Here is a 20,226-nt window from a genome sequence, read left to right as displayed (position 1 = left end):
GGATGAAACGACGCACTAACTTAGTACTGGTCCTTGATTGAGTGTGGAATCACTTTTTTGTGAGGATCTTGAAGCGATAGGCTCGGAAGCCACAGCTTTGCTTTCAACAAGCGGTTCAACAGGACCATCAAGTTTCTCTTGCTCTGGGTGAACATGCTCAGGCAGCATTGCCCATGGCTTAGGTTCGCGTCGAATACTATGGAACAGCGTTAAGCTCATCACCGCGATAAAAATGGCGATAGGGAAACCGGCAATAATGGAGGCCGTTTGCATTGCTTTTAACCCTCCTGCGTATAGAAGTACTCCCGCAATGGCTGCGATCATGATCCCCCACAATACGCGTATAGAGGTAGGAGGCTCACTGTGCCCAGCGGCATCGAGGGTACATAGAACCAAGGTACCCGAGTCTGCGGAGGTAATGAAATAAGTACCGAGCAATAGACACGCAAGCACGCTAAGGAGTTTACCAAACATACCTGTATCTAGATTGTCGAATAGCGTAAACAAAGCGCGTGTCGTATCAGCTTTAGTCGCTTCAAGAATCGGGCCGCCAGAGAAATCCGCAGGTGGTGTTTGTTTGGCTTCTTGTGCCGCAGTGACTTGCTCTTGATGAGCAACACGAGCGTCTTGCTCTACCTTCAACGCTGCACCACCAAATACTGAAATCCATAAAAACGTGATCAGCGTGGGTACGATGAGAGCACCGCCGATAAGTTCACGTATTGTGCGTCCTTTAGAGATACGAGCCACAAACATGCCAACGAAAGGTGCCCAAGTCATCCACCAAGGCCAGTAATAAGCCGTCCACCAGTTTTGCCAGCCAGAGTCATTCTGTGCATCGCTCCATAAGCTCATACCGACAATGTTTTGTGCATAAAGCCCCGTACTTTCGAGTAGCGTATTTAAGATATAGCGAGTTGGGCCAATGTAAAGTACGACTAGCACGAGTGCGAGTGAGAGCAGCATGTTCCATTCTGATAAACGGCGAATACCTTTTCCTACACCAGATAGCACCGACGCAACCGCACAAGTACAAAGGGAAACGATAATAAAGAGTTGAATCCCCAAACTAATATCTAGACCAAAGGCTTGATTCAAACCAGAGTTTATTTGGATAACTCCCATCCCCAAGGTTTGAGATATACCGAAAGCGGTCACCGCGACTGTTAGGATATCAACCGTGTGTCCGATAGGCCCATAAATACGATCACCAATCAAAGGGTACAAGATAGAGCGTAGGGTAAAAGGCAGATCTTTACGGTAGGAAAAGTAAGCTAATGCGAGTGCCACAATGATAAAGACAGACCAAGGATGTAGGCCCCAGTGAAAGAATGTCAGTTTCATTGATGTTGTTGCGGCTTCATTGGTCAGGCCTTGAGTAAATGGGTTGTCAGCGTAATGCCACATCGGTTCGGCGACCGACCAGAAAATCAAGCCTATCCCCATGCCTCCGGAAAAAAGCATGGATACCCAAGACAAATAACTAAACTCTGGTTTTTCGTCATCTTTACTCAAACGAATATGCCCATATCGACTAACCATAAGGTAAAGAAGAAAACCGACAACGAGTGAAACAAGTCCGATGTAAAACCACTTCATATTCTGCAGCAAAATGCCGGAAATCGTTTCGAAGTATTGGCCCGCTTGGTTGGCGAGAATGGCGCAGAAAAGTACAAAACCGATAACGACGATCTTTGATGCGATAGTCACAGTCGGATTGAGTCCTTTCAATATCCCAGATGTTGCTCTCATAGGCATCCCTCACAGTGCGTTTGTTTTAGCGTTATTGTTTGTTGCGTTATTGTTAATTTTTGAAAGAGAGTAGAGAGAGGGCTTTTGTGTTTCAACTGATTAATACTCATCGGTTAATGAGTATTAATCATGACAAGAAGATCATTGTTAATTAAAAGGTTATTTTTTTGTTCGAGATCAATGCATGAATGACAAAAACTCATCCAAGCCCGGCGAAAAAGTCGTTTGTTTGTTGCCGGGTTGTTAATCAAAATCATCTCCACTAACACAACACGATGTTGTACGCACTGGATGCAACTCGACTCTCGGAGATAAGAATATGAGTAATGTCAACCAAACCATTATTCCTGTTGAACTTGTTGATAATGTACTGAACCCAATCAGTGAAGCAACAGGAATGCCGAATCAGGCCTACACCAGCGAAGAGTATTTTACTTTTGAGCGTGATCAGGTGTTTGGTAACACTTGGGTATGCATTGGTTTTGCATCAGACCTGCTTAAAAATGGTTATGTGATGCCACTTGATTTCATGAATCTTCCACTACTCATGATGAGAAATCGCCAAGGTGAAGTCCAAGTTTTCCACAACGTATGTAGTCATCGTGGTATGAAGCTGGTTCATGAGGCAGGCGAAGTTCAAGGAATGATTCGCTGTCCTTACCATTCATGGACGTACGATCTTGACGGCAATCTAAAAGGCACACCACACATTGGTGGTATCGCAAAACACAAAGATGATCGATTTAAGTGTGAAAAGCACGGCCTTAAGCCACTTCGTTCAGCCGTTTGGATGGACATGGTATTCGTCAACTTATCGGGCAATGCAGAAAGCTTGGAAGACCATATCGCGCCGCTAGAGCAACGTTGGCAGCAATTCTTAGGTGAAGAAGGATTAGGGCTTCTTCGCCGCGTGAACATGGGTGGCAACTTAGAGATAGAAGTGAAAAGTAACTGGAAGCTTGCCGTAGAAAACTACTGTGAAGCTTACCACTTACCTTGGGTGCATCCGAGTTTGAACAGTTATTCTCGCCTAGAGGATCACTACAACATCATGTTTGCAGAGCGTTTTTCTGGCCAAGGTAGTCTCGCATACAACCTCTCTGATACTGCAGGAACACACTTACCTAAATTTCCAAGCTGGCCAGAAGATAAACTGCGTCATGCAGAATATGTTGCACTCTTTCCAAACGTGTTGCTTGGTATTCAAGCCGATCATGCCTTTGCGATGATGATTGAACCAATCACTGCGAATAAGAGTGTTGAGCACCTACGTGTTTTCTATGTGGGTGATGAAGCAACGAAAGATGAGTTCGCTGCGTGCCGTACTGCTACCGTTGAGTCATGGCGAGTCGTATTCGGCGAAGATATTGGAGCGGTCGAGGGCATGCAGGAAGGTCGTTACTCACCTGGCTTTGGTGGTGGTGTGTTCTCACCAGAAATGGATGTTCCGACGCATTTCTTCCAAACCTGGTTGGCAAAGCAAGTGAAAGCGGCACTGGAGCAGTAATATGATGCATTACCTTAATTATATTGATGGTGAGTGGTGCGATTCAGAGCAAGCGCTGACCGTCATGAACCCTGGCACAGCCGAAGCGTATGCGACGATTGCAGAAGCCACTATCACCGATGCAGATCGCGCAATGGCAGCGGCACGCCGAGTGGTCAATCAAGGCCTTCTTTCGGACGTTCGTCCAGCCGTCAGAACCGAGTGGATGTTAAAAGCCGCCGCAGCTATTCGTGAAATGGTTGATGAAGGTGGGTTAGTTGCCTGTCGTGAAAATGGGAAATCTTTGCAAGATGCCAAAGATGAGTTTTTAGAGTCGGCACGTTACTTTGAATACTACGCAGGCATGGCCGACAAGCTGGAAGGCACGTCAATTCCGTTGGGTAAAGACTATGTCGACTTCACTCAATATGTGCCGTTTGGCGTGTCGGTGCAGATTGTGCCGTGGAATTTCCCTGTCTCTATTTGTGCACGCTCATTGGCACCTGCATTAGCCGCAGGTAACGCAGTGGTGATCAAATCGCCAGAGATTTCCCCACTTGCCATGACTCTGTTGATTCAAGCGATTGAAAAAGCGGGCTTCCCGAAAGGTACGATTAACCTTCTATGCGGTAAAGGCTCAGTCGTTGGCAGTCATTTGGTGCAGCACCAAGAGGTCGATCAAATTGTCTTTACGGGTTCCGTTCCAACCGGCCAACACATCCTGCAAGATTCAGCGCAACGCGCTACTCCATCGGTGATGGAGCTGGGTGGTAAATCGGCTGCTATCGCGCTGAAAGATGCGAACCTCGAAACACTTTTGAAAAGCGTTCAGGTCGGTATTTTCTTTAACGCTGGTCAAGTGTGTTCGGCAATGTCTCGTTTGCTGATTCAAAAAGAGCGTTATGAAGAAGTAAAAGCGGCAGTAGTGGAAATGGCAAAAAGCCTAACCATTGGCCAAGGCGAAAGCCAGCCGGACATCACACCGTTGGTATCTGCTGATCAACAAGCACGCGTGCTTGAAATGATAGAACAAGCAAAAGCCGACGGCGCGAATATCCTAACGGGTGGCTACGCACCTGATCTATCGGGTTACTTTGTGGCACCAACAGTGATTGAAGCCACGCCAGATATGCGCATTGCACAAGAAGAAGTGTTTGGTCCTGTATTGGTGATTACACCGTTTGAAACTGAGCAAGAAGCAATCGAGATCGCGAATGGCACCGATTTTGGCCTGGTCGCTGGTGTTTTTGGTGAAAGCCTAAACCAAACATTACATGTGGCACAGCAACTGCGTGGTGGACAAGTGTTCATCAATGAATGGTTTGCTGGTGGCATCGAAACACCATTTGGTGGCGTGGGCTTGTCCGGTTTTGGGCGAGAAAAAGGACAAGAAGCGATTTATAGCTATGTCCAGACACGCAATATTGCCATTCGTTTGCAGCAAGACAGCAACGTATAGCTACCGTGTAACTGTATTTTCATCACCTCGTACCGGCTTGGATTTCAGACCACAAGCTAGGGCGAGGTTGATGGAATCACAACAAATCTGACAGCGGTTTGTAAACACGGAAATTCTGAACAAGGTAGTTGGAGTATAAGTGATGAGAAAGTGGCTCTGTATTATTTGCGGCTTAATCTATGATGAAGCACAAGGTTGGCCATCCGATGGCATTGCACCAGGAACAGCATGGGAAGATGTGCCGGATGATTGGTTATGCCCCGATTGTTTAGTGGGTAAGGCCGATTTTGAAATGATCGAAATCACCGACGATGCGCCAGTAGAAGAGGTCGTGGCAGTGTCTTCGGTATCGGTAGGATCGTCTGTTCAGCCAAATACGGCTCAGCCACTTCCATCTGAAGTCACTCAACCTATATTTTCAGCTGACCCTATCGTTATCATCGGCAGTGGCCACAGTGGTTACCAGTTGGCAGCGGCACTTAGAGCACAATCTGAAACGGTTCCGATCACTGTCTTTACCGCTGATGATGGCGCACTGTACAGCAAGCCTGCCTTGTCTAATGCACTGGTCATGAATAAAGACGGCGACGCGCTACAAAGTGAGAGCGCGTTGGAGTGGGAAAGCCGTCTCAATATCCGAGTTTACCCGCATACGCGTGTTGAACAGATCGATCGTGCCAATTCAACGCTACATACCTCCATCGGTAAATACGCCTACAGCCGCTTGGTACTGGCAACAGGTGCATCACCGATTGAAATCCCAATTGAGGGCGATCGCTCTTGGGTTATGAGTGTGAACGACTTAGTTGACTACCGCCGTTTCAGATCGGAGCTGCAAGACAAAAAGCGCATCGCGATCCTAGGTGATGGCTTAATTGGCTGTGAGTTCGCGAATGACCTGATCGAAAGCGGTTATGAAGTGACAGTTATCGGGTTGGGTCAATGGCCAATGGAGCGTTTGATCCCGCAACAGTTGGGTGAATCATTACAAAGCGCACTTGCCGAACGAGGCGTGCAATGGGCTCTACAAGACAGTATCGCCAGAATCGAGCCAAGGTCCGAATCCAGTGCGGTTTTACATCTGAACAGTGGCAAGCAGATTGAAGCAGACCTAGTGCTAAGCGCGGTTGGACTCAAACCAAATGTTTCTCTGGCTGAGCGCGCGGGGCTCGAAGTGGGCCGCGGCATTAAAGTGAATCAATTCGGCCAGACGAGTGATGAGAGTATTTACTCGCTAGGCGACTGTGTTGAAACGGAGCAAGGTTGGCAGCCGTATATTGCACCGATTAATCAAATGATCCCTTCTGTAGCGAAAAGCTTGCTAGGCGATGTCGCCCCTATCTCGTTAACACCAACTCCAGTGATTGTAAAAACGCCGATTCTTCCACTCACGATTTTCCCGGTAGCCGCTGAAGAACAGGGACAATGGTACATCGAGAACCAAGCAGATGAATTGACCGCTGCGTTTTATTCACCAGAAGGAGCAATGCTCGGTTTTGCGTTGCTAGGAAGAAAAGTACAGTCATTACGCGGCCCTTGGCTAGATCAATTGTCATTGAAACTGTCAGCAGCGTAGCGGAGAAAAAAGATGATTCATTTACCCAATGATGACGTGACGTGTGGTTGGTACCATGCGTTGCCAAGTATTCCAGAAAAATCGGCGTTAAAAGGTAAACAAAGTGCTGACTATGCCGTGTTAGGTGCCGGTTTCGCAGGCCTAGCTATGGCAAGACGTTTAGCTGAACTTATGCCTAATGCACGAATTATACTGATTGATGCGCAACGTATCGGCCAAGGGGCTTCAGGAAGAAATTCGGGCTTTGTTATCGATTTGCCTCATAAGTTTTCACTTGAGCATCCCGACCCTGAGCACAAGCAAAAGTTATTATCACTCAACCGTTCTGCGATTGCTCAGCTAAACACTTTAGTGTCGAAGCACAGTATTTCTTGTCAGTGGTCAGCAAAGGGCAAATATCAAGGAGCCGTAGGGGCGCGCGGTGAAGCATATCTCGATCACTTTGAGCACCTAATGAAAGACCTTGGCGAACCATACTTCCATGTTAATGGCAGTGAGCTGGCGAAAGTCTTGGGAACCAACTACTACAGCCGCGCAATTTACACGCCAGGTGGTTATTTAATGCAACCAGCTGCTTTGGTGCGTGGGCTAGGGGAAAGCCTTCCAGAGAACGTCGAGGTGTTAGAGAACTCGCCAATCCGCAAGCTCAGTAAAGAAAACGGTTGCTGGGTATTACATGGAGATAGTGGCTCTGTTGAAACCCCTGAACTGTTGCTTGGGACCAGCATTTTTACTCGGGAGTTTGGTTATCTTAAAAACAGACTACTTCCAGTGATGACGTTTGCAAGCTGGACGCGTCCATTGACCGACGCAGAAATGCAACGATACGGAGGTGAGCTGAATTGGGGGTTAACTCCAGCTGATCATGCGGGAACGACGTTACGTATGACCGCCGATCGACGTATTTTGATCCGCAATACTTACAAACACGTGCCGAAATATGGCTCAAGCATGAACGATAAAGTCAGAGAACAAATTCGCGACGATCATCGTCAGGTCTTTCTGGCGCGTTATCCCGAGCTGGCCGACGTACCATTTACTCACACATGGGGTGGGGTGTATGCCATCTCTCGTAACTTTACTAACTTTTTCGGTCAATTAGATGAAGGTGTTTATGCCAGCGCTTGTGACAATGGTGTTGGTGCTGCGTGGGGAACCATTTCTGGAACACTGTTAGCTGACTATGTCGTTGGTGCGACATCTAAATCATTAGATGACATACAGCAAGTGACAGGAATGCCTTGTTTGAATCCGCCAGAGCCTTTTTTAGGTTTGGGAGTAAAAACGCGTATCCAATTAGCAAAATGGCAAAGCCGGAGTGAATTATGAAGCAAGTCAAACTTGTTGATAGTAAAAATTTAGATTTCAATGTTCGTGGTGATACGCCGGGAATGGCGTATGTTGCTAGGGCGTTAAGCCCAGAAATTTCACCAAACATTGGCGTAGGCTTTGCTAAATGGGAAGGCGCTAAAGTGGCTTGGACAGTGCTTTATGATGAAGTTATTTTCGTGATTGAAGGCTGTTTCGAGCTGACCGCAAATGGTGAAACACATTTTGTGCACCCAGGTCAGATGCTTTGGATACCGGAAGGAACTGAATTGGTTTATGGTGGGCATGCTCTGTTCGGCTATGTGGTTCATCCAGGAAACTGGAAAGAGTTACATGGTATTGAATGACTTTTATCATTTAGTAGTGTCTCGGAAAGGCAAAACAAAAAACCGATTTTTACCCATGAGTTTTCGTAAAAGAACTTAATCTCAGTGGAGCAAGGGTTTCTTACTTGCTATGTTTCTTGGTCACGTTTCCAGACGTGTTAGACCTTTCTCAATTGCTATTTTATCTATCAAAAAGGGAAGCCTTGGCTTCCCTATAATGAGTCTTCTTTTGGCTTGGCTGAATCTTTTATTTTAGCTCAAATTTACCCTGCATGATTGCCCAGTGACCCGGGAACGAACAGAAGAATGAATAGTCACCGCCGGCTTTCATTTTCTCAGTACTGAACGTAATGCTGGTGCTTTCACCGCCACCAATTACTTTTGTGTGAGCGTAGACGCGATCATCATTTGGTTTTACGTAGTTATTTTCTGCTCCAGCTGCCATGCCATCAGTACCGACTGCTTGTAGGTTGGCTGTGTCAGAGATGACCACGTTGTGACCCATCGATTGCGCTGGCATCTTACCTGTGTGATTCAGCGTCAGTTTTACCTCTTTACAAGTGGCTGGTACGCTCAATGTTTTAGTAGAAAACTGCATCATATCGTTAGCATCTAATGACACTTCACACTCGGCACTGGCTTGGGCACCAAAGCTCATTCCTACTAATGCGAAGGTTGTTGCTAATAAACGTAAAGACATATAACACTCTCCATTTTATATTTTAGGCTGACTTGGATTGATCTTATCCAATAGTTCTCATTATCAGCCAATTTTCACTCCAAAAACGTGCTTCAATCGGTATATTGACGTTTTGTTGCAAGCTTGTACTGGTCAGTTCCGCTATTTGATCACTCAAATGCCTTATTTCATGCGATTGCGTGAGTTAAATCAAAAGTCGTGATTAGCCAGAGTTAAGGTGAAAATAATCTCTCTAAACGGGTGGCAGAATTGTTTGGTTTTACGGTATTGGAGAGGTTTCGAGAAAGAAGCTCAGCTAAATTGCTGAGCTTCTAGAGAACAGACGACAAGTAGACCTAGCGAGTTTGCTTTAACGTGTGCAACACATCATGCAGTGAAGGTGCGACAGTATGGCCTAATTGCTTTATTTCGTCACAAGGCTCAACCAAATCAGGGATTTGATAAGTGATCATGTTCGCTGCTACCGCAGCACGTACGCCATTATTTGAATCTTCAAAGGCGAGACATTTGGTTGGATCTACGCTTAGACGACTTGCTGCAAGCAGGTAGATCTCTGGATCAGGTTTGCCGTGTGACACTTCACAGCCCGTCGTTAAGTTGTCGAAATACTTGCTTAGGCCCGCTAACTCCAACTTCTTCTGTGCCACTTCTTTTGCTGTAGAAGTGGCGACTGCAATTGGCAACCCTTGGTTTTTCAACCACTCAAGCAGCTCAATCACCCCTTCTTTTACCGGTATCGCTTGGTGCTTAACCACAGCGTCGTAACGGTCGCGCCACTCTTGGTGTAAGCGGTCAAGATCATCTCCATAAGCTTGACGAAAAATCACTTCAATGCCCGCTGCATTGCGACCAATGATAGAAAGGTAAACATCTTTATAGAAGGGTAGGTTCTGGGCTTCACATGCTTCTTGGAAAATATGCATACAGACGCGCTCAGTATCAAGGAGCAAACCATCCATATCAAAAATAGCAGCTTGGTAGTTCATTACATTAAGACTTTTTGGTTGGGATGGCGCATTTTGACACAAGCAGATCGGTTTTTCTTCTAAAAATTAGAACTTGATTTTGATCCTATGAGTTCACATTGCCTCTGAACACACTATACACAGAGTCTATAAATTAGGTGTGAAATATAATATTTTTAAAATTATAAAAATTTCAGTTAAATAGATAAAACTCTATCTTAATATAAGCTAGAGTTTTATTAATATTCTATTTTAATTTTAACTATTGGATAATTTATTAATAGTTAAAATTAATAATAAAATAATACCAAGTCACGATTGTTTACGACTGCATGAGTGTACCAGCTCTTGACTTCAGATATTTGTTGCTCTGATAAGCCTCCGAAGTCAACGTTATCTTGGTGAATATCTTGATTTTTTATCATAAAAACAACTGGGAAATCGTCAGGGAATGGGAATTTTATAGGATAATCGGTGTTAGTGAATGGGATATCGCAGAAATCGTTTACATCGCATGGATACCAAGAGTTATTGGACAAGTAATAACCAGTTATCTTACATATAGCTTCAAGCAAGTAAGCATAGGCGTAACCCAAGTGACTGTATTTTATCTCTTCAGACAGCATCTGCATAAGAAGCTCTTCAGCTCGGATGCTTTCGCCACTACTTTCCAGCATTTCATTAATCACTTTAAAGGAGTCTTGACACCTTTCCATGATGGCTTTTTCTAGCTCTGGATTACACTCATTCTTTAATACGTTAAAAACCTTTTCAGTATCTAATGAATATACTGTCGCCCCATATCCCATATTTTATTCTCCTCACTTTTATACAGTTAAATTCATTTAAGTGTTTTTATCGAAGAGATTATATTTTGATGTTTTTTGAAGGTAAAGTGTATATATAGAGGTTGTATTTATTATGATGAACTTTGAAAGTTTAAATTCTTAAAATAAATACTATATATTTAATTTTATTAGATCTGGCTCATAAAAATACCTTAACTATTATTATGTTTATTGTTAAGGGTTATTAAATCTGTGAGCTGGTTCAAGACAATAAAATTTAGAAGAAAATACCGTCAAACTTAGGTGGCTATTCTATCTGAGCACTCAGCTCACTACTTATAGTGGGCTGAGTGAGCGGTTGGGCATCAGGCACATTATTTGGCGATGAATATGCCATATTCGGTGATATTCGTTAGTGTCTATTTTATCCCCAGCCGTTTTGCTAATCGGTGCAAATTGCCGTTATCTAATTCAAGCTGACGTGCCGTTGCTGCCCAGTTGCCTTGGTTCTCTTCCAGAACTCGAACAATCATCGCTTTTTGGAAGGCGTCTGTGGCAGGTTTTAATCCGCCTTCTGGTAGCTCAAGCCGAGAGTTTTGTTCCGTTTCTTCAACGTTCTTGATGTTCTGATTCGGCGTTCGAATATCAAAATCTTGCTCAACTAACTCAATGTCCATGGCGTGGGTACGCGCTTTTGCCAAAACACCAGCACGTTTAATGACATGTTCAAGCTCTCGCACGTTGCCTGGCCATGAATAGTCTTTGAGTGCCTGCACCAAAGTGGGAGACAAACGAATGCTATTCAAGCCCAATTTGCTTCTTAAGCGTTCGGCAAAAAAGCCTGCGAGTAACACCACATCGTCTTCACGTTCACGAAGAGGTGGAACATGAAGCGGGAAGACACTTAAACGATGATATAAGTCGGCTCGAAAACGCCCAGCGGTGACTTCTTCATGCAAAATACGGTTGGTGGCGGCGACAATGCGTGTATTGACTCGGATATGACGGTCGTCACCCACTCGTTGGATGTCGCCGTATTGTAGGGCTCGAAGTAACTTGGCTTGTAGCTCTAATGACAGTTCACCGACTTCATCCAAAAACAGCGTGCCGCCATCTGCTTGTTCGAATTTACCCTTACGATTACTGATTGCGCCCGTAAATGCGCCTTTGATGTGCCCAAACAGTTCGCTCTCTGCTACGGACTCCGGCAGTGCCGCACAGTTGAGGTAAACCAAGGTATTGCTGGAACGATTGGAGCGATGGTGAATAGCACTGGCGACCAACTCTTTACCCACGCCAGTCTCACCCATGATCAGTACAGACAACTCGGTATCGGCGACTGCATCTATTTGTTCTTGAAGATTCTTCATCCCCTGAGAGTTGCCAATGATTTCGTTGCTCAAGGTGCGTTTTTCGGCGTAAGAATCACGTGGCAGGCTCGCTTGAGTTTCTAGTTGCTCTAACAGTAGAGCTGTATGTAAGCCACCTGCGGCTAATGCACTAACAAAACGTAATTCTTGGTTACGCAACCCATCAAATTGGTTGGGGTCGAAGGCGTCAATCGTAATAGCACCAATGAGCTGATCGTCGATCAGCAAAGGTAAACCAATGCAGGAATGGACATGCAGTTTGTCATCGTGGTTTGGAATCAAGCCGTCGTAAGGATCAGGTAAGTCGCTGTCAGAGGGAAAGCGCACGATGTCGCCAGCTCGGGCAATGGCTTCTAACCTTGGGTGCTGCTCAATGGAGAAACGGCGTCCCAGCACTTCTTCTGCCAAACCATTGATCGCTAATGGCTTAAAGTGCTGATCTTCATACAAAAGAAGGGCAGAAGAGTCACACTTTAATACCTCTCGAATCGTGGTTAACAACGTATCAAAACGAGCTTGCTGAGTGAGTGCTGAGTTAAGGTCTTGTGTGATGTGTAGCCACTGCGCGATTAAAGAAGTCATAACCAATACCAATTGTGTCAATATGACTATTGTAGTGTCTTAATGACAATTTTCAACTGTGTCTTAATGACAGTCCTTATTGTTGGTTTTGTTTTAAATTGTTGAAAATAAAGGAAGTAAAAAGTTGGCATGCCCGATGCAATATAAAAGTCAGTTCTTCTTATTTATTTCGTCATTCAAGGTAGTAATTATGACAATTCACGTAAAAAACAACATTCATTGGGTAGGTCAGCGCGATTGGGAAGTTCAGGACTTCCATGGTACAGAATACAAAATGACAAAAGGTACCAGCTACAACAGTTATCTAATTCGTGAAGAGAAAACCGTACTGATTGATACGGTCGATCATCGATTCAGTCAACAATTCATCCAAAATTTAGAGATGGAAATCGACCTTAAGTCTATCGACTTTATCGTGGTAAACCATGCAGAAGAAGATCACTCGGGCGCATTGTCTGCATTGATGGAGAAGATTCCGAACACACCAATTTACTGTACAGAAGCGGCGATTGGTTCGATTGTGGGTCATCACCACCATCCTGAGTGGAACTTCAAAACCGTAAAAACGGGCGATAGCATTGATATTGGTAACGGTAAGCAATTGGTGTTCGTGGAAGCGCCGATGCTGCATTGGCCGGACAGCATGATGACCTACCTAACTGGCGATGCAGTGTTATTCAGTAACGACGCATTTGGTCAGCACTACTGCGATGAACGCTTATTCAATGATGAAGTGGATCAAAATGAGTTGATGGAACAGTGCTTGCGTTACTACTCAAACATCCTAACGCCATTCAGCAGCTTGGTAACTGCAAAAATCAAAGAAGTGCTGAGCTTTAATTTACCTGTCGACATGATCGCTACGTCACACGGTATTGTATGGCGCGATAATCCAGTTCAAATCATCGAGCAATACTTGGCGTGGGCAGACAATTATCAAGAAGATCGCATTACGATTTTCTACGATTCTATGTCAAATAACACCCGAATGATGGCCGATGCAATCGCGCAAGGCATTCACGATGTCGATCCTGGTGTAGCGGTCAAAGTCTTTAATGTTTCTAAGCATGATAAGAATGAAATTCTCGCCAACGTATTCCGCTCAAAAGGCATCTTGGTTGGTTCGTCTACCATGAACAACGTCATGATGCCGAAGATCGCAGGTATGCTAGAAGAAATTACCGGTCTGCGCTTTAAAGCGAAGAAAGCCGCTGCATTCGGTAGCTACGGGTGGAATGGTGGCGCGGTGGATCGTATCCATGCTCGATTGACTGACGCAGGCTTTGAAACCGCAGTGGGTTTGAAAACCAAATGGCGACCAGATGGTAATGCGATGCGTGAATGTCGCGAACATGGTCAGAACATCGCGAAGTTGTGGGCGAAGCATGACCTGACAAGTCCTGTTATTTCTCCGGCGATTGCTACGTCTGCACCACAAGTTCAATCACAACCCGCAGCACAAGTAGCAACACAAGCGGTAGTCGATGCTGCTCCTAGCAACCCTAGTGCCGAGGCGCATCCTGCAGATTGCCAATGCATGGTTTGCACCGTTTGTAATTGGGTATACGACCCAGCTAAAGGCGAGCCTAATCAAGGCGTTGAACCGGGTACTGCATGGTCTGAAGTGCCAGATTACTTCTTGTGCCCAGAATGTCACTTGGGTAAAGACGTTTTCGTTGAATACAACGGTTAGGAGGGAATATGCAAGCACCTATTGTGATTATTGGTAGCGGCTTTGCGGCTTACCAATTGGTGAAAACAGTGCGTCGAATGGACGCACATATTCCGCTGCAAGTGTTTACTGCTGATGATGGCGCGGAATACAACAAGCCCGATTTGAGTCATGTATTCAGTAACAAGCAAACTGCCCGAGACTTGGTAGTTAAAAGTGGTGAGGCGTTTGCACAGGAACACAACATCGAACTGTTCGCCCATACCAAGGTTGAGCATGTCGACGTGCAAGCTCAGCAAGTGGTCGCCAACGGCCAAACCTATCCTTATTCCAAACTGGTGTTTGCGACAGGCGCGAAAGCCTTTGTGCCGCCAATATCTGGTGGTGCAGCACCTGAGGTGATAACGCTGAACTCGCTACAAGAATATCAATTAGCGGAAGAGCAAATTAGCCGCGCGGAACGAATTCTAGTAATGGGTGGTGGTTTGATCGGCGTCGAGATCGCCATGGATCTCGCAACCAGTGGTAAAGCGGTTACGGTGGTTGAGCCAAATTCCCGTTTGCTCGCTAACTTGATTCCTGAATTCGTCGCATTGCCGCTCGAAAACCAACTTAAGCAGCAAGGTATTCAACTTGCCTTGGAGACTGGTGTAGTTGCGATCAATCGTTCAGATGATTCGCTGGTGGCAAGCTTGAGCAAAGGTAAAGCAATCGAAGCCGATGTAGTGATTTCAGCGGCGGGTTTACGTGCTAACACTTGGTTAGCGAAGGCTTGTGGGTTGAGTGTCAATAAAGGCATCGAGGTAGATGCCCGATTACAGACATCAGCAGCCAATGTATTTGCATTAGGCGATTGTGCTGAGATCCAAGGTCGAATGATGCCTTATCTCCAACCGATCGTGCTAAGTGCCAATGTTTTAGGGAAACAACTACTGGAGCAAGAAGCAGAGTTGAAACTACCGCCTATGATGGTAAAGGTCAAAACGCCGAGCTACCCAATTCAATTGGCAGGCGATTTTAGCTCGGTGACGAACTGGAGCGTGCAGATTTCTCAAACTGGCATTGCCGCGAAAGCAGAAGATGAAAATAGCCGACTCATGGGCTTCGTCGTGACGGGAGAACAAGTTACGCAAGCATTTCCACTACTCCGAGAGTTGTCTCAAGCCGCTCAGGCTTAACCGATTTTAACGAAAAAAATTGTAATTAGAGAGGGTATCATTATGTCGCATCTAAGAATTCCTAAAGACTGGACTGTTCAACGTTCAACGCCTTTCTTCACTAAAGACAATGTGCCACCAGCGCTACTGACTCATCATAATACCGCTGAGGGAGTGTTTGGACAGCTGTGCGTCATGGAAGGGCAAGTGACTTACTACGGCTTTGCTGATGAAAATGCCACAGAAGCAGAAGTAGTGGTGGTGATTAATGCAGGCCAGTTTGCTACAAGCCCACCGCAGTACTGGCACCGTATTGAGATGAGCGATGATGCTCAGTTCAACATCAATTTCTGGTCGAACAAAGATAAGAGTGGGCAAGCGATGTTCCACGCTAAGCAGTAGTAAACCTTTTTAAGTGCTTTGACTGTTATGCTAATCGTCAAGTAAAGGGGTGTAGAAGGCGCAATAAACGAACTGAAATACTGGATCATTGAGACCGTGGAAAGAGAAATCACGAGTAATGATTTCAATTCTTTAGTAGCATGTTACGAAACATTTCAGTCAGGTGAACTAAGGGAAGCGTGCAATGGAAAAACAACGAGTAGCATTTATTGGTCTGGGTGTGATGGGATACCCAATGGCTGGTTACCTAAGTAAAGCGGGCTTTGAAACCAAAGTATACAACCGCACAAAAGCGAAAGCCGACAAATGGGCTGAAGAATACCAAGGCGTGGCTTGTGAAACACCACGTGAAGCGGCAGAAGGCTGTGACATTGTTTTTACCTGTGTGGGTAATGATGATGACGTTCGTAGCGTTGTTTACGGTGAAGAAGGCATTCTGGTTGGCTTGAAAGCGGATGCAGTGTTAGTGGACCACACAACGACTTCTGCAGACCTAGCGGTTGAGTTGGCTGAAGCGTGTGTTAAGTATGGTAATCACTTCATTGATGCGCCAGTTTCTGGTGGTCAAGCGGGCGCAGAAAATGGTGTTCTAACCATCATGTGTGGTGGTGAACAAAGCATTTTTGACCGTGTGTCTCCGGCGATGGATGTGTACGCGAAGCAGATGACGCTACTGGGTGAAAACGGTCAGGGTCAACGCTGTAAGATGGTAAACCAAATCTGTATTGGTGGCGTTTTACAAGGCCTGAGTGAAGCTTTGCTGCTGGCACAAAAATCAGGCTTGGGCATTGCTCAAGTTGTAGAAACACTTAAGCATGGCGCTGCAGGTTCTTGGCAGATGGAAAACCGCGCAAATACGATGGCTGAAGACAAGTTCGATTTTGGCTTCGCTATTGATTGGATGCGCAAAGACTTAGGTTTCTGTCTGCAAGAAGCTGAGCGAGTGGGTCTAGAACTTCCACTGACTAAGAAAGTGGATGAGCAATACGCAGACCTTCAACGTGATGGTTTAGGTCGCATGGATACATCAGTACTGATCAAAGCGGTAGCTAAAAATCAGTAGTTGATGAATCAGTAATAGATAAACAGTTCTTTGGTATCAAAGAGCTTAAAGAAATCTAAGTTAATCATAATGAATCACCTTGAGCATGTTTTGTGACTTGTGATTAAGGATTAGTGATTTGAAATCAGGAGGTGCTGTAGAGTACCTCCTTTTTTCGTCTTTAAATCACACAGTGTAATGATTGCAGCGTTCGCTTACTTGTTTAAGCCTAGTGCAATTTCAAGACCTTTGCCGTACGCTTCGTCCGCTTCGTATGCGTGTTGAACGTGGCGCTGTTGGATGAACTCTGGCACACCGTCCATTGCGCGAGCTGTGTTATCGAACAGAGTTTGACGTTGCTCTTCGCTCATCAGACGGAATAGGTCACCCGCTTGGCTGAAGTAGTCTTCGTCTACACGATGATCGTAGTGATCAGCGTTGCCATTGATGCGTAGAGGTGGCTCAGAGTAATCTGGTTGCTCTGCCCATTCTTGTTTGTAGTTTGGCTCGTAACCCAGTGTTGAACCAAAGTTGCCATCAACGCGCATTGCGCCATCACGGTGGTAGCTGTGAACAGGGCAACGAGGTGCGTTCACTGGGATTTGATGATGGTTCACACCTAGACGGTAACGCTGAGCATCGCCGTAAGCGAACAGACGACCTTGTAGCATTTTATCTGGAGAGAAGCCGATACCAGGTACGACTGCAGCTGGGTTGAACGCTGATTGCTCAACTTCTGCGTAGAAGTTTTCTGGGTTACGGTTCAGTTCGAACTCGCCAACTGGGATCAGTGGGTAGTCTTTTTGAGACCATATACGTGTTAGGTCGAATGGGTTGAAGTTGACTTCATCCGCTTCTAGCTCAGGCATGATCTGTACGTACATCTTCCATTTAGGGAAGTCTTGACGCTCAATCGCTTCGTAAAGGTCACGGTGATGGCTTTCGCGGTCTTTACCTACGATTGCTTCTGCTTCTTGGTCAGTTAGGTTTTTGATGCCTTGCTGAGTTTTGAAGTGGAATTTCACCCAGTAACGCTCGTTTTCTGCGTTGATGAAGCTGAATGTGTGGCTACCAAAACCATGCATATGACGGTAAGAAGCGGGGATACCACGGTCACTCATTACGATAGTCACTTGGTGGAATGCTTCTGGTAGTGATGTCCAGAAATCCCAGTTGTTGGTAGAGCTACGCATGTTAGTGCGAGGGTCGCGTTTTACTGCGTGGTTTAGGTCTGGGAATTTTAGTGGGTCACGTAGGAAGAATACTGGTGTGTTGTTACCAACCAAGTCCCAGTTACCTTCTTCAGTGTAGAATTTTAGTGCGAAACCACGGATGTCACGTTCTGCGTCTGCTGCACCGCGCTCACCAGCTACGGTAGTGAAGCGAGCGAATAGTTCTGTTTTTTTGCCGATGTCAGAGAAGATCTTAGCGCGCGTGTACTTTGTGATGTCGTGCGTTACTGTGAACGTACCGTAAGCACCAGAACCTTTTGCGTGCATACGACGCTCAGGGATCACTTCGCGGTCAAAGTGTGCCAATTTTTCAAGGAACCAAACGTCTTGTAATAGTTGAGGGCCACGAGGACCTGCAGTCATAACGTTTTGGTTATGTGCGACAGGGCAACCTGCTGCTGTAGTCAATTTCTTGTTTGTCATTTTTCTTCCCCCTCCAGGGCTCAATACCTTAGAAACTGTAGAGGAGGTTATTACGGAAAAGCTGGGGGAGAAAACTGATATTGCTTATCAATTCAATAGATGGTGACTATGGTCGAAACTATATTAGAATCAGAAATTTACTACATTAGCTTGATTGACATAACAATCGACGTTCTCGAATGCGATTGACTGGGGGGAGCGCTATCCAGTTAGCGTGTCTGCGATGCTAGTAATATCGCCCCTTAAATGAAGTTTTACGTGTCATCAAAGGGGCGAAAGGGGGGAAGTAATTAAGAGTACTCCACTTCAAGTTGTTCAGCTTTTGCAAATGCTGGGTGTGTCGCGAGCTGTTTCCCATAACGTTCAATATTAGGGAAGTGATTAACTAAACCAAACTTTTGAACCAATTCGACAATGAAAGACATCATGATGTCAGCGCCAGTCAGACGCTCTTCTACTAGGTAAGTTTTGCCTTCTAAGGATTGCTCGAAGTAGCCTAGTACATTCATTGCTTCCTTGTCGGCATAGCCTGATAAAAACTGAGTTTCATTTGGCTCTTTGCTTACGAAGATTTTTAGCAGCATAGGTAAAATTGCGGAGCTTTCTGCAAAGTGCATCCATTGCAAATATTCTGTGTGTGCTTTTGTACCGCGCTCAGGAGCAAAGGCTCCGTCACTGTATTTCTCAATCAAATATTCGGTCATTGCACCTGACTCAATGATAATCTCGCCGTTATCTTCAAGAACTGGTGACTTTCCTAATGGGTGAACACTTTTTAGTTCTGGCGGTGCCATGAAGGTCACGGAATCACGGACATAGGGTACAATTTCGTAATTTACATCTAGCTCTTCAAGTAACCAAATGATGCGCTTTGAACGAGACTGATTGAGGTGGTGAAGTTTAATCATTTACATATCCCTTTTTATAATGGGTCGTTAATCTGTACTACAAGTTTGCCGAAATTCTTACCTTCCAACAGACCGATGAATGCTTCTGGCGCATTATCCAGTCCTTGTACTAGATGTTCGCGGTATTGGATCTTTCCTTCTGCCAACCATTGATTAATATCTTGCGCAAATTCACCGTAACGATGTCCGTAATCATCAAAAATGATGAAGCCTTGCACCTTGATTCGTTTGGTCAGGAGCTTACCCATTAGTAATGGAAGGTGGTCGGTACCTTCAGGCAGCTCTGTCGCGTTGTACTGAGAAATCAAACCACAAAGTGGGATACGCGCGTTTGTATTCAGAAGTGGCATTACAGCCTCGAATACTTTGCCACCTACGTTTTCGAAGTAAACATCGATACCTTTGTCACAGGCATTTCTCAGTTGTTCTGCAAAGTCTTCAGCTCTGTGATCAATACACTCATCGAAGCCAAGCACCTCTTTAGCGTAACGGCATTTTTCTTCTCCGCCTGCTATACCAACAACTCGGCAACCTTTGATTTTACCAATTTGACCAACTGTTGCGCCTACAGGCCCCGTAGCAGCTGCTACCACGATGGTTTCCCCTGGTTTTGGCTGACCAATGTCGAGTAAACCCATGTACGCGGTAAAGCCAGGCATTCCTGCAACGCCTAGCGCGTAAGAAGGATTTCGCGGTTCTTTACCAAGTTTAATGACCATCTCACCAGTTGAGATAGCGTAGTCTTGCCAGCCAACAGTGTAGGCAAGAACCCATTCACCTGCTTCGTAATCTGGGTGGTTTGATGTTTCTACCTGACAAACTGTACCACCGACCATTACGTCATCAATTGCAACAGGGTCAGCGTATGATTCGGCATCACTCATGCGACCACGCATGTATGGATCTAGAGATAAATAAACCGTTCTCAATAGCATTTCACCCTCTTTCGGAGTCGGTTTCGTTACCTCTTCTAAACGAAAGTTTTCTTGTGTCGGTGCACCATGGGGACGTGACGCGAGTACGATTCTGCGATTTGTTGCGTTAGTCATATCTATCT

The 20,226-nt window shown here is 45.5% G+C and carries 17 protein-coding genes and 1 pseudogene; 10 read left to right on the top strand and 8 right to left on the bottom strand.

Annotated features, from left to right (window positions below):
• Positions 1-15 precede the first annotated feature (15 nt).
• Entirely contained in the window at positions 16-1,752 is a 1,737-nt protein-coding gene (locus R7O13_RS06285; RefSeq protein WP_246544130.1) for a BCCT family transporter, read from the bottom strand.
• Between the two features lie 319 nt (positions 1,753-2,071).
• Between R7O13_RS06285 and R7O13_RS06280 the strand changes: the two genes are divergently transcribed.
• From R7O13_RS06280 to R7O13_RS06255, 6 genes and pseudogenes are all read left to right on the top strand, one after another.
• Positions 2,072-3,259, top strand: coding sequence for an aromatic ring-hydroxylating dioxygenase subunit alpha (locus R7O13_RS06280; protein WP_318303305.1), 1,188 nt, complete (start codon positions 2,072-2,074; stop codon positions 3,257-3,259).
• A gap of 1 nt (position 3,260) precedes the next feature.
• A complete protein-coding gene (locus R7O13_RS06275; RefSeq protein ID WP_104980126.1) occupies positions 3,261-4,697 on the top strand; it encodes an aldehyde dehydrogenase family protein in 1,437 nt (478 codons plus the stop codon).
• 142 nt (positions 4,698-4,839) lie between these two features.
• Positions 4,840-5,001: pseudogene (locus R7O13_RS06270) on the top strand (rubredoxin); the annotation flags it as partial.
• Positions 4,990-6,273 (top strand): NAD(P)/FAD-dependent oxidoreductase, encoded by a 1,284-nt coding sequence (locus R7O13_RS06265; protein WP_318303536.1) that lies wholly within the window; start codon positions 4,990-4,992, stop codon positions 6,271-6,273. The pseudogene R7O13_RS06270 and the gene R7O13_RS06265, both read left to right, overlap by 12 nt.
• A 12-nt stretch (positions 6,274-6,285) precedes the next feature.
• Positions 6,286-7,602, top strand: coding sequence for an NAD(P)/FAD-dependent oxidoreductase (locus tag R7O13_RS06260; RefSeq protein ID WP_005385877.1), 1,317 nt, complete (start codon positions 6,286-6,288; stop codon positions 7,600-7,602).
• Positions 7,599-7,949, top strand: coding sequence for an ethanolamine utilization protein EutQ (locus R7O13_RS06255; protein ID WP_053303838.1), 351 nt, complete (start codon positions 7,599-7,601; stop codon positions 7,947-7,949). Before R7O13_RS06260 ends, R7O13_RS06255 begins: the two co-directional genes overlap by 4 nt.
• 226 nt (positions 7,950-8,175) lie before the next feature.
• On the opposite strand, the gene azu is transcribed toward R7O13_RS06255, so the two are convergent.
• The 4 genes from azu to norR all read right to left on the bottom strand — a co-directional run bounded on the left by azu (position 8,176) and on the right by norR (position 12,333).
• Entirely contained in the window at positions 8,176-8,628 is a 453-nt protein-coding gene (azu, locus tag R7O13_RS06250; protein ID WP_005375211.1) for an azurin, read from the bottom strand.
• Between the two features lie 335 nt (positions 8,629-8,963).
• A complete protein-coding gene (locus R7O13_RS06245; protein ID WP_308387850.1) occupies positions 8,964-9,614 on the bottom strand; it encodes an HAD family phosphatase in 651 nt (216 codons plus the stop codon).
• Between the two features lie 269 nt (positions 9,615-9,883).
• Complete coding sequence (locus R7O13_RS06240; RefSeq protein WP_318303303.1) at positions 9,884-10,402, bottom strand: transcriptional regulator; 519 nt, start codon at positions 10,400-10,402, stop codon at positions 9,884-9,886.
• 398 nt (positions 10,403-10,800) lie between these two features.
• Positions 10,801-12,333 (bottom strand): nitric oxide reductase transcriptional regulator NorR, encoded by a 1,533-nt coding sequence (gene norR, locus R7O13_RS06235; RefSeq protein ID WP_318303301.1) that lies wholly within the window; start codon positions 12,331-12,333, stop codon positions 10,801-10,803.
• A 190-nt stretch (positions 12,334-12,523) separates the two neighbouring features.
• On the opposite strand from norR, the gene norV reads away from it, so the two are divergent.
• The 4 genes from norV (at position 12,524) to R7O13_RS06215 (ending at position 16,627) form a co-directional block, all read left to right on the top strand.
• On the top strand, positions 12,524-14,026 hold the full coding sequence (gene norV / locus R7O13_RS06230; protein ID WP_412125713.1) for an anaerobic nitric oxide reductase flavorubredoxin: 1,503 nt from the start codon (positions 12,524-12,526) through the stop codon (positions 14,024-14,026).
• Between the two features lie 8 nt (positions 14,027-14,034).
• Positions 14,035-15,183, top strand: coding sequence for an NADH:flavorubredoxin reductase NorW (gene norW, locus R7O13_RS06225; protein ID WP_065275445.1), 1,149 nt, complete (start codon positions 14,035-14,037; stop codon positions 15,181-15,183).
• A 42-nt stretch (positions 15,184-15,225) separates the two neighbouring features.
• Entirely contained in the window at positions 15,226-15,564 is a 339-nt protein-coding gene (locus R7O13_RS06220) for a DUF1971 domain-containing protein (protein ID WP_005375231.1), read from the top strand.
• A 184-nt stretch (positions 15,565-15,748) separates the two neighbouring features.
• Positions 15,749-16,627: an NAD(P)-dependent oxidoreductase gene (locus R7O13_RS06215; RefSeq protein WP_318303299.1), complete on the top strand. Its 879-nt coding sequence runs from the start codon at positions 15,749-15,751 to the stop codon at positions 16,625-16,627.
• Between the two features lie 194 nt (positions 16,628-16,821).
• On the opposite strand, the gene R7O13_RS06210 is transcribed toward R7O13_RS06215, so the two are convergent.
• The 3 genes from R7O13_RS06210 to R7O13_RS06200 all read right to left on the bottom strand — a co-directional run bounded on the left by R7O13_RS06210 (position 16,822) and on the right by R7O13_RS06200 (position 20,218).
• Complete coding sequence (locus R7O13_RS06210) at positions 16,822-18,261, bottom strand: catalase (protein ID WP_205391386.1); 1,440 nt, start codon at positions 18,259-18,261, stop codon at positions 16,822-16,824.
• 290 nt (positions 18,262-18,551) lie between these two features.
• Positions 18,552-19,169 carry a glutathione S-transferase family protein gene (locus tag R7O13_RS06205; RefSeq protein ID WP_222711954.1) on the bottom strand — a complete coding sequence of 206 codons (618 nt, stop codon included), beginning with the start codon at positions 19,167-19,169 and terminating at the stop codon, positions 18,552-18,554.
• 14 nt (positions 19,170-19,183) lie between these two features.
• Complete coding sequence (locus R7O13_RS06200; RefSeq protein ID WP_258624763.1) at positions 19,184-20,218, bottom strand: NADP-dependent oxidoreductase; 1,035 nt, start codon at positions 20,216-20,218, stop codon at positions 19,184-19,186.
• Positions 20,219-20,226 lie beyond the last annotated feature (8 nt).

It is taken from the genome of Vibrio sp. Y176, from assembly GCF_033438945.1.
Note: the sequence above shows the minus strand (reverse complement) of the source record. Positions and strands in the feature narration are given on the sequence as shown.

Excerpts from the sequence above, each read along its gene's own strand:
- R7O13_RS06200 (WP_258624763.1), bottom strand. The coding sequence starts at position 20,218 with ATGACTAACGCAACAAATCGCAGAATCGTACTCGCGTCACGTCCCCAT.
- norW (WP_065275445.1), top strand. The coding sequence starts at position 14,035 with ATGCAAGCACCTATTGTGATTATTGGTAGCGGCTTTGCGGCTTACCAA.
- azu (WP_005375211.1), bottom strand. The coding sequence starts at position 8,628 with ATGTCTTTACGTTTATTAGCAACAACCTTCGCATTAGTAGGAATGAGC.
- R7O13_RS06205 (WP_222711954.1), bottom strand. The coding sequence starts at position 19,169 with ATGATTAAACTTCACCACCTCAATCAGTCTCGTTCAAAGCGCATCATT.
- R7O13_RS06260 (WP_005385877.1), top strand. The coding sequence starts at position 6,286 with ATGATTCATTTACCCAATGATGACGTGACGTGTGGTTGGTACCATGCG.
- R7O13_RS06220 (WP_005375231.1), top strand. The coding sequence starts at position 15,226 with ATGTCGCATCTAAGAATTCCTAAAGACTGGACTGTTCAACGTTCAACG.
- R7O13_RS06245 (WP_308387850.1), bottom strand. The coding sequence starts at position 9,614 with ATGAACTACCAAGCTGCTATTTTTGATATGGATGGTTTGCTCCTTGAT.
- R7O13_RS06275 (WP_104980126.1), top strand. The coding sequence starts at position 3,261 with ATGATGCATTACCTTAATTATATTGATGGTGAGTGGTGCGATTCAGAG.
- R7O13_RS06255 (WP_053303838.1), top strand. The coding sequence starts at position 7,599 with ATGAAGCAAGTCAAACTTGTTGATAGTAAAAATTTAGATTTCAATGTT.
- R7O13_RS06285 (WP_246544130.1), bottom strand. The coding sequence starts at position 1,752 with ATGAGAGCAACATCTGGGATATTGAAAGGACTCAATCCGACTGTGACT.
- R7O13_RS06210 (WP_205391386.1), bottom strand. The coding sequence starts at position 18,261 with ATGACAAACAAGAAATTGACTACAGCAGCAGGTTGCCCTGTCGCACAT.
- R7O13_RS06215 (WP_318303299.1), top strand. The coding sequence starts at position 15,749 with ATGGAAAAACAACGAGTAGCATTTATTGGTCTGGGTGTGATGGGATAC.
- norR (WP_318303301.1), bottom strand. The coding sequence starts at position 12,333 with ATGACTTCTTTAATCGCGCAGTGGCTACACATCACACAAGACCTTAAC.
- R7O13_RS06280 (WP_318303305.1), top strand. The coding sequence starts at position 2,072 with ATGAGTAATGTCAACCAAACCATTATTCCTGTTGAACTTGTTGATAAT.
- R7O13_RS06265 (WP_318303536.1), top strand. The coding sequence starts at position 4,990 with ATGATCGAAATCACCGACGATGCGCCAGTAGAAGAGGTCGTGGCAGTG.
- norV (WP_412125713.1), top strand. The coding sequence starts at position 12,524 with ATGACAATTCACGTAAAAAACAACATTCATTGGGTAGGTCAGCGCGAT.
- R7O13_RS06240 (WP_318303303.1), bottom strand. The coding sequence starts at position 10,402 with ATGGGATATGGGGCGACAGTATATTCATTAGATACTGAAAAGGTTTTT.